The sequence below is a fragment of the Pseudomonas sp. HMWF006 genome (assembly GCF_003061205.1).
GTDB classification, from domain to species: domain Bacteria; phylum Pseudomonadota; class Gammaproteobacteria; order Pseudomonadales; family Pseudomonadaceae; genus Aquipseudomonas; species Aquipseudomonas monsensis.
The window spans coordinates 531-1,685 of sequence record NZ_QAIU01000647.1 but is presented as its reverse complement, the minus strand read 5'-3'; the positions used below and the strand labels follow the sequence as shown (position 1 = coordinate 1,685).

Sequence of the window (1,155 nt, the reverse complement as noted above, 5' to 3'; positions counted from 1 at the left end):
CGCCTGCAAGGGTTTTTGTGGTGTTCAATCAGGCGGGGTAATTGGCCCGCAGGGCTGCGAGGCCGCCCTGGTAGATGCCGCTGAACAACGCCACCACCTCCTCCTCACTTACGCCGTTGGCCGTGAAGCGTCCCGACCACGTCACCCGCGCGCCCTGCCCGTGCGCCTCGACCTTGATCGTCGCCAGATAATCCGTGGCCGGGAACGGCGCCTGTTCGATTGAATAGCTGTAGGTCTTCGCTGCGTTATCGAACGTTTGCAGGCGTTCGATCACCACTGCGCCGTCAGCGGTTTGCAGGGTGCGCACGCGCCCGCCCGCGCTCAGCTCACTCTTGGGAATCAACGGCAGCCAGTCCGGCAGCGTGTTGAAACCACCAATCAATTGCCAGACCTGATCGGCCGAGGCCGGGATGTCGATCGTTGCTGATGCAGTTGCCATAAATAAAGGTTTCTCCAGAAGACTTCGGTTTCAGATCGCCATGCTGTCGACGACACCGCCATCAACCCGCAGAGCCGCGCCGGTCGTGGCCGAGGACAGCGGCGAAGCGATGTAGGTGACCAGATGCGCAACTTCTTCGACATCGGCCACGCGCTGGATGATCGAGGTGGGTCGAGCCTTTTGCACAAAGGCGTCGGCCTCATCGCGCAGGCTGCGACCGGACTCGGCAGCGGCGTCCTTGAGCATCTGCTCCAGACCGTCGGTGAACGTCGGGCCCGGCAGGATCGCATTGACCGTGACGCCAGTGCCAGCCAGGCGCTTGGCCAGGCCATGCGACACCGCGAGGTTAGCGCTTTTGGTCACGCCATAGTTGAGCATGTCGGCCGGCGTCGCCACACCGGATTCAGAAGACAGGAAAATCACCCGACCCCAGCCCTGCTCGACCATCGCCGGCACGTAGTGCCGCGACAGGCGCACGCCGGAAATCACGTTGACCTCGTAGAACCGTGTCCACTCGCTGTCCGGGGTGTCGAAGAAATCCACCGCGTCGAAAATCCCGAGGTTGTTCACCAGGATGTCCGCCCGCGGTTGTGCAGCGAACAGTTTTTCGGCGCCTTCGGCGCTGCCCAGATCAGCCGTCAGTCCGCGTAATTGCGCGCCCGGCACCTTCTGCCGAATGCTCGCCAGCGCCGCGTCAACCTTGACCGTGTCGCGAC

General features: G+C 63.0%; 2 protein-coding genes. Both read right to left on the bottom strand.

What is annotated here, in order from left to right; genetic code table 11:
• Positions 1 to 28: 28 nt before the first annotated feature.
• Positions 29 to 439 (bottom strand): SRPBCC family protein, encoded by a 411-nt coding sequence (locus DBR24_RS29855; RefSeq protein ID WP_128616489.1) that lies wholly within the window; start codon positions 437 to 439, stop codon positions 29 to 31.
• 30 nt (positions 440 to 469) lie between these two features.
• Positions 470 to 1,155: SDR family NAD(P)-dependent oxidoreductase (locus DBR24_RS29850; protein ID WP_256591990.1), on the bottom strand; the 686-nt coding region annotated here is incomplete at its 5' end.